At 64.2% G+C, this 6,949-nt stretch carries 5 protein-coding genes and 2 pseudogenes; 2 read left to right on the forward strand and 5 right to left on the reverse strand.

What is annotated here, in order from left to right; genetic code table 11:
• Positions 1–171 precede the first annotated feature (171 nt).
• A pseudogene (locus AC1DJT_RS12405) lies at positions 172–1,334 on the reverse strand (IS110 family RNA-guided transposase).
• Between AC1DJT_RS12405 and AC1DJT_RS12410 the strand changes: the two are divergent.
• Positions 1,325–2,289, forward strand: a pseudogene (locus tag AC1DJT_RS12410) (IS91 family transposase); the annotation flags it as partial. The pseudogenes AC1DJT_RS12405 and AC1DJT_RS12410 sit on opposite strands and share 10 nt — an antisense overlap.
• Before the next feature lie 811 nt (positions 2,290–3,100).
• Here the strand turns inward: AC1DJT_RS12410 and AC1DJT_RS12415 are convergent.
• Complete coding sequence (locus tag AC1DJT_RS12415; RefSeq protein ID WP_476834152.1) at positions 3,101–3,790, reverse strand: transposase; 690 nt, start codon at positions 3,788–3,790, stop codon at positions 3,101–3,103.
• Between the two features lie 310 nt (positions 3,791–4,100).
• On the opposite strand from AC1DJT_RS12415, the gene AC1DJT_RS12420 reads away from it, so the two are divergent.
• Positions 4,101–4,334 (forward strand): hypothetical protein, encoded by a 234-nt coding sequence (locus tag AC1DJT_RS12420; RefSeq protein ID WP_476767999.1) that lies wholly within the window; start codon positions 4,101–4,103, stop codon positions 4,332–4,334.
• Between the two features lie 180 nt (positions 4,335–4,514).
• On the opposite strand, the gene AC1DJT_RS12425 is transcribed toward AC1DJT_RS12420, so the two are convergent.
• The 3 genes from AC1DJT_RS12425 to AC1DJT_RS12435 form a co-directional block, all read right to left on the reverse strand.
• Positions 4,515–4,964 carry a lipocalin family protein gene (locus AC1DJT_RS12425; protein ID WP_476767998.1) on the reverse strand — a complete coding sequence of 150 codons (450 nt, stop codon included), beginning with the start codon at positions 4,962–4,964 and terminating at the stop codon, positions 4,515–4,517.
• A gap of 244 nt (positions 4,965–5,208) precedes the next feature.
• Positions 5,209–6,444 (reverse strand): class I SAM-dependent methyltransferase, encoded by a 1,236-nt coding sequence (locus AC1DJT_RS12430; RefSeq protein WP_476834153.1) that lies wholly within the window; start codon positions 6,442–6,444, stop codon positions 5,209–5,211.
• On the reverse strand, positions 6,441–6,949 hold a 509-nt coding region (locus AC1DJT_RS12435), incomplete at its 5' end, for a DUF1365 domain-containing protein (RefSeq protein WP_476834154.1). The genes AC1DJT_RS12430 and AC1DJT_RS12435, both read right to left, overlap by 4 nt.

Here is a 6,949-nt window from a genome sequence, read left to right on the forward strand (position 1 = left end):
GGGTCCGGACCATGAAGCAGTCAATGGCTTCGGCAGCAAGGCTCCGAGGCGGCGGGCCCATTCTGCCGACGGCATTGGAGCCATGGAGTTGTTCGGGTCACCGCCACCTCGAATCGCTACACCTGGTTCGGCGCGACAGTCGACCTGTCACGCGAGGACCAAGCCGTGTGTTTAGGGCGTTTGTCGCAACACGACGCCCGCTGGGACTTCACCGATGGTGACCATGCGCCACAGTGCAATGAGAAGTTTGCGAGCAAGTGCCACGATCATTGTTGTTTTACGCGCGCCCTTCGGGCCATCGGTCCGCGCCCGGTACCATTGCGCAAGCGCGCTTTCCTTCTGGAATCTCAACAACCGCCACGCGAGTTGGATCAAGCCGCGGCGCAYGCGGGCATTGCCCGCTTTGGCCAATCCCTTCTCCCGTCGTCGCTTGCCACTCTCGTCGGGCGAGCCCGTAAGGCCAACGTAACGGGCCACGGCCCGTCGGTCTCGAAGGTTTCGAGACAAGACCTCCTGAACCAACATGTCCGCCGTTTCCAGGCCGACGCCGACGACGCGGGCCAACAGGCGCACCATGGCGTGTGGCCCCGCTGCCGGTGCTTGTTCCAGGCGCACGAGGCGGGCCTGTTCGATCACATCGATTTGTTCTCGCACCACCGCGAGCCGGACCATGTCGCGTCGGATCTCGTCGCGCGTGTTCGGTGGGATCGGCACGCCCTCCGGCGTGCGTAAAGCGTCGAGCCGTTGCGGCGCCTTTCGCAATGTCGGCTTGAATCCGCGGATGCCGAGCCGGGCTAGGGCCGCCTTCATCCGGTTGACGATCCGTGTGCGCTCACYGACCAGGCTTTCCCGTTCGCGGCTAGGACGCTTGGCATCCTCTTGCTCGAGGGTTGGGATCGCTACCATCCGGCAGTGCCCGCGCTCGCCGCGTAGCCATCCCAGGAACACACGCATGAGCATTGCCGTGTCCAGCCGATCGGTCTTCGCTCGGCGATGCTCGCGTGACACGGCGACGCTGGTCGAATGAACAACGTGCACCTCGATGTCGCGAGCCTGCAGCCATCGCGCCAGCCAAAACCCGTCGCGTCCCGCCTCAAAGGCGACGGTAATCTGCCAATCGTCCTGCCTGCCCGCACAGCCTCTACCCGCCAACGCTCCAGCAGCCGCAGGAGTGCGATCGGATCGGGCTCCTGCTTCTTCAGGGGTTCGCGCTCAACACCAGGAATCAAGCCAGCCACGAGCCAGCTGGCCTCGCTCAGCTCAATGACCGCTGTCAGAGTGGTATTCTGATCAAAAGGAGCAAGGGAACGGCTCAGATCACTTATTGGGGTCATGGGCACATCCATTCGTTTCTGGCAACGACGGTGGCACCATTTCACGCCTTCGCCGCTCTCCCCATAGCTTCTGCCGCAACCGCCGCTGCCCGCGCTGCCAGGGCGCGGCGGCGAAGGACTGGCTCGCGCACCGGCAGGCCGATCTGTTGCCCGTGCCCTACTACCATCTCGTCTTCACCCTGCCGGCGCCGATCGCCGCCATCGCCTTCCAGAACAAGGCCACCGTCTATGGCCTGCTGTTCAGGGCCGCGGCCGAGACGCTCACCAGCATCGCCGCTGCCCCGAAGCATCTCGGCGCCCGCATCGGCTTCACCTCAGTGCTGCACACCTGGGGATCGGCGATGACCCACCATCCCCAGCTCCACATCATCGCGCCCGGCGGCGGCCTCAGCGCCGACGGCGCGGGCTGGATCGCTTGCAGGCCCGGCTTCTTTCTGCCGTGCGCGTGCTCTCGCGGCTGTTCCGACGGCTCTTCCTCGAAGGGCTCGTTGACCTGCACGCAGCCGGGCGGCTCGCCTGCCATGGCGAGCTCGTCCCCTTTGCTGAAGCCAATGCCTTCGCCGCTCTGCTGGCGCCGCTGCGCCGCGCCGACTGGGTCGTCTACGCCAAGCGTCCCTTTGGCGGTCCCGATGCCGTCCTGGCCTATCTCGCCCGCTACACCCACCGCGTCGCCATCGCCAACAGCCGCCTCGTCGCCATGGATTGGCGCGGGGTCAGGTTCCGCTGGAAGGACTATCGCGCCCGCTCGTCCGGCAAGGCCTGGATCAGGACCATGACGCTGGCGGCGCACGAGTTCATCCGCCGCTTCCTGCTCCATGTCCTGCCCGACGGCTTCCACCGCATCCGCCACTACGGCCTGCTCGCATCCAGCCGGCGGGCCCCCACGATCGCCCACGTCCGGCAGATCATCGCGGCGCAGGCGCCGATCAGCCCCGTTGAAGCCGACAATGCAGAGGCTCGCGCCGAGCAGAACGATCCCCGCGGTGAAGACCCTCCGCCGTGCCCATGCTGCAGCGGCCGCATGATCCTCGTCGAGCGCTTCGCTCCGGGTTCTGCCCCGCACACCATCCTCGCCGTCAGGATCGACACATCATGACGACGGCTCGGGGGCTCCATCTCGACAGAACAGGGCCGGTCTCGGGCAGAGAGCGGGCGACCCTGCGCGGCCCGACGGCGCAGACAGAGCTCGCGTCCGTCCCGGATCGACCCTGCGCCCAGAAAAAAACCGGCTCCCCGCGCCCCGACCGGCGCGTCCCATGCCAGCCGGCTCCCGCGCGCAAGCCCTCAATCCAGGCCGCGCGGCGAAATCCCCATAGCACCGGCCGACGCGGGCTCCGTCGCCTTTTGCTGGGCAGCCAGACCTCCGAGGCAGTTCGGTACCCGTTCTAGTGGTCATGTAGTGCAGATGCGGCGAAGGCAGCAGGGAGCGATTGATCGTATCGGCTGAATGTCCAAACGCATTTGCACTACGCCGCGCTGCATTTCAGGTCGGGGGCCGGGAAACGTCCGCAGCCCACCCGACAAAGGCATTCGCTGTGACCGATTATCGTTTGCGCAGCGTCATGCCGATATGACGCGAGCCTGGTCCGGTCCGACGATCGCGAGACTGATCGATCCGTCTCGCGATCGGACGAAATTAGTGGATGAACTGTTCGCGCGCTCTGCGCAGCGTCTCGCCACCGACCCAAGAAAGCACGAGCCTACATGGCCGTCGCACTTCTTGCCAAGGCGCCTTGATTTTCCGATGTCGGCGCGGCCTCGGAGGCTTACCAAAGCCTAGCCTCGTCTTGTCGGCAGCATCCGATCTGTTGCTGGAGATCGTCGAACAGGCTCAATTCGAGCTGCTGCTCCACGGTTGACGCGAAGTGTGACGGGACCGTTCGCGAAGAGTGCGACAACAAGCGCCGAAGAGCCTGAAAGAAAACCGCATCGCTGCACGGTGCAGCAAGATTGTCGAGAGCGGCGAGGAAACGCTCGTAGCGTGCCCGATAGATCGCGTGCCCTGGTTTCGGCGGTAACGAGCATTCTGGCAGAGGGACCCGGATTTCGAAATGTGGCAAGGCCGCCGGAGGCGGAGTATCGGGATGGCTTTTCTCCGCCGCGAGCCCTACGGCGATTTTGTCCTTCAGATGACGGACCGTCCGGACGGAGATGCCGAGAATTCGCCCGAGCTTTTGCAAACTCAGGCGTTGGCCGCTCGACATCAGCAGGTAAAGCCCCTGCAACCAGACATGGAGCGGGACGTGGCTGTTGTGAAAGATCGTGCCGTGCTTCACCGAGAAAGGCTTTCGGCAATGATAGCATTTCCACGTGCCAATTGAACTGCTTGGCCCGCTGAGGCGTCCGAGGCGGGACCTTTCCCCACAATGCGGGCAAACCGGTCCATCGCGCCAGTTCAAGACCTCCAGAGCGCGAAAGGCGGCCCGTTCGTCGTGCAAGCGGATAGCGTCCGGCATGGCGAGCCTCTGGAGCGCGGCAGGATGTCCCTGGCTCGCCTGAGCCGAGCGGCGAACGCCGGCTCAGGCAGGCTTCATGACAGGGCCAGGCCGCAGCTTTCTGGGTACCCGTCCAGCCCGACACACACCGGGCGCCGCCCCCGGTGCAGGCATCCATGCTCTTGCAGGCGAGCGTCGACAGGCCGGGGCCGATGAGGGATTCAAACACCCATCGCGGTTGGTCACTTTGAGTTAAATCAAAATGCGCTGACTTTTGGGAGGAAGCTGAGGAGGTTGGCTGGCACCGGCTGCTCCTGATGAAGAAACCATCGTGATCGAACTTTCGAAGCAGCGCGTGGTCGCTAACAACCAGTTCTTGAAGATCCAAACCCGAGCGAGTTCCCACGCCAGGATTGTCTCCGAAACGGAGAGGCTGATCCAGCAGCGTGCAGACAACATGCTCAGGCATCACGGACTGCGGATGGCCAAGCAGGCTTCTGACAGGCAGGGAGCGCTCGCGGCGCAGGTCAGCATGAAAGGACGCCCGAGGCCCGGCTTCAAGTAGCACCGGACTACATTTGCCATCCACAACCGTAACGAGAGCCCAAGGCTGATTTTAGGCACCTTGCACCAGATCGTTTTGCTAGGTCGCGCCGCACCACCCTGCAGGCTGATATACGAAAGCCTGCCGGATCGCACGGACGAACCCGACTGGGCGCGCCGACGGTCAAACTCCGGCACTTGGCTATTGCTGCGTTCGCCTCAGTAACGCGGCGTCGTAACCGAGCATCTTTGCTCTGCCCACGAGAGCAGAATATTGCTGCGGAGTGACAACGGGGCTTCGCGTCAAGATCCAGAGATAGCGCCCAGACGGTTCGCCAACGATCGACCAGGAATAATCTGGCGCCCTGTCGAGAACCCAATAGTCGCCTTCGAATGGCCAGAAGAATGTGACCTTCAGCTTCGCACCGTTGGATCCCTCGACCACGCGGGCGGATGCTTCCGCTGTTTTCAGACCACCAGATGGATTGCCCTGCCGGCAGGAGTTGATGACAGAAACCGCCCCGTCCGCCTTGAGCGCGTATTGGGCTGAAACGGCTTCGCAGCCCTCCTGAAAACTTGCTTCATAGCGCGCCTGTTCATACCACTTGCCTAGATAGCGGGTCAGTTCGACCCGCTTGCTCGGCTGGGGCACGTTTGCGTTCCCAACTGGCCGGTTTTCCAGGGGAAGGCACGCCCCAGAGAGTGTTCCGATTCCAACGGCAAGCAGGAGCGAGAGCGGTTTCATTGCTAGTCCTCATAGGAGGGCGCTGGCCCAACGCCGGACGGATCTGGCTGTTCCGCTCCTTACCTGCTAGCAGAACGGCTTCCGGATACGCACCGTCGCCTTACCACGAAGGCCGAATGTGCCGGTCGGCACAGCACCTTCGGAGCCGCCATCAGGCTCGGCGCAGGGCCACCAAGTTCACGTCGATCCTTTGTGCGCGGAAGCCTGCCTCGCAATAGCAGAGGTAGAATTCCCACAGGCGCCGGAAAGCTTCGTCGAAGCCGAGATGAGCGATCTCGCTCCAGCGCTCCTGAAAGCGCCGGCACCACTCCTTCAGGGTCAAGGCGTAGCTTTCGCCGAAATCGAGCTGCTCGACCACGGCGAGAGCGGCAGCCTCGGCACTATTCTTCAGCACCGGGACCGACGGCAGGCTGCCTCCGGGGAAGATGTAGCGCTGGATGAAATCGGTGCCCTGCTGGTAGCTTTCGAACAACGCATCGTCGATCGTGATCGCCTGCAGGACGACGCGACCGCCGGGTTTCAATGAGCGGTTCAGGGTATCGAAGTAAGACGGCCAATAGGCGCGGCCGACTGCCTCGATCATCTCGATCGAAACGATGCGGTCGAACTGCCCGGCGATGTCGCGATAGTCCCTGAGATCGATGGTAACGCGCTCGGACAGGCCTGCATCGGCCATGCGCTTTCGTGCGGCTTCGAGCTGTGCCGGCGACAGGGTGATGGCCGTCACGCGGCAGCCCTCGCGGGCCAGCCGCTCCGCCAGCGCACCCCAGCCGCAACCGATTTCGAGGACATGCTCGCCGCCCGAGAGGTCGAGCATGGCGACGATCCGATCGAGCCGGCGCTGCTGGGCGGCCTCGAGCGTCTCGGCCGGCGTCTCGTAGAGCGCCGAGGAATACATCATGCTGGCGTCGAGCCAGCGGGCGTAGAAGTCATTGCCGAGATCGTAATGCGCCGTGATGTTGCGGCGGCTGCCGCGGCGGGTATTGGCGTTGAGCACATGCCCCAGGCGGTTGAGCAGCCGCGCCGGCCAGGTGCCCGAGACGAGCCCCCCCAATGTCGCGTCGTTGCGCGCGCCGAGCTCGATCAAGGCCGTGAGGTCCGGCGTGTGAAGGTCGCCGTCGCGATAGGCTTCGGCCAGGCCGATATCGCCGTCGAGCAGAAGGCGGCGTATCGAGCGCCAGTTGTTCAGGATCATCGTCGCCTGCGGCCCGGGCAGACCAGGCGCGCTGCAGAGCCGTTCGCCCTCCGGCGTGAAGACCGTCAGGTGGCCGATGGCGATCCGGGAGAGCACGCGGCGCAGGAACCAGCGCGACAGGCCGATACGACCTGGCAGGGCGAGCGCCTCTTCGGGCATGCGAAAATGCTGTTCCGCGTCGGGCCGGCTCATGGCTTCATCGGTCCTTTCGCATGGGTAGTCACGGCTCTGCCGAGAGTGAAGGAGTGCTCGGGCGCCTCCGGATGGGGCCGCCAGGAAATCCGCTTCGCCAGCAGGCGCAGTGCGTGCCAGTGGATGGCCGCGGTGACCTTCAGCGTGAGCAGCGGATGGGTTGCGAGCAACCGCAGCAGGGCCGCGTCGCTCAGTTCCGTTCGCTTGCCGCTCAACACGGCGGTGATCAGGCGTCCCTCGGCGTCGCTCCCCTCGATGGCGACGGAGACGCGCTCTACCGGCGAGGTGACCGTAAAGGCGTAGCGCATGTCGAGATTCATGAACGGCGAGACGTGGAAGACTTTGTCGGCCTCCTGCCTGAGCGCGCCTTCCGAGATCTCGGCAGGCGCCACATAGCTATGGATCTCGCCGAAGGTGTTGTGCACCTCGTAGACGGTCGCGCAGAGGCTGCCGTCGCGGCGGTAGCAGAAATAGGTGCTGAGCGGATTGAACGCGTAGCCGAGGA

The sequence above is a fragment of the Allobosea sp. 05T422_2 genome (assembly GCF_056396265.1).